The 496-nt window shown below is 54.4% G+C and carries 1 protein-coding gene; it reads right to left on the reverse strand.

The genetic code is table 11. The features are described 5' to 3' along the window. The coding region (locus C7C56_RS06060; protein ID WP_267874670.1) for a S41 family peptidase at window positions 1-496 on the reverse strand (496 nt) is incomplete at both ends.

Consider the following 496-nt stretch of genomic DNA (forward strand, 5'->3'; position numbering starts at 1 on the left):
GCCGGCAGGCCGGTCCAGTATGAAACGCGGCACGACGACGCTCAATTTGGTATGTGGCAGGGAAAAGTGTTGGATGCCGCCGCTTTGCCGGGCGCGTGCGTAACCTGTGGCGCCAACGACCATGCCGAACTTGAAATCCTGGACTGTGTTGCTGAATAGGATTGCCGAAGAGTAGGTCGTGCGTCCAACGAGCACATAGGTTTTTCCCGAAAAATGGAAGGGATTGTCGAGCTCGGGCTGCTCCAAGTTCTGCATCTTCCCGCTGATGACTTGGCCCACTTTCTCGCTCGCGCTTTGGCGGCCTTCAATCACCTTTTTTATGTATGTCGACGTGTGCTGATATGGTTTGTCGGCGATGTATCGCAGAACGCCTTCCTTCCACATGTCATCATCGCCGCCGCCGTTTTCACGAACGTCGATCAGGAGCGTCGTCGCCTTTTTTTCGCGCAGTTCGGCGAACACTTTCTTGGTGAAGGCATAGAACAGTTTTTTGTCG

The organism is Massilia glaciei (assembly GCF_003011895.2).
Lineage (GTDB): Bacteria > Pseudomonadota > Gammaproteobacteria > Burkholderiales > Burkholderiaceae_D > Telluria_A > Telluria_A glaciei.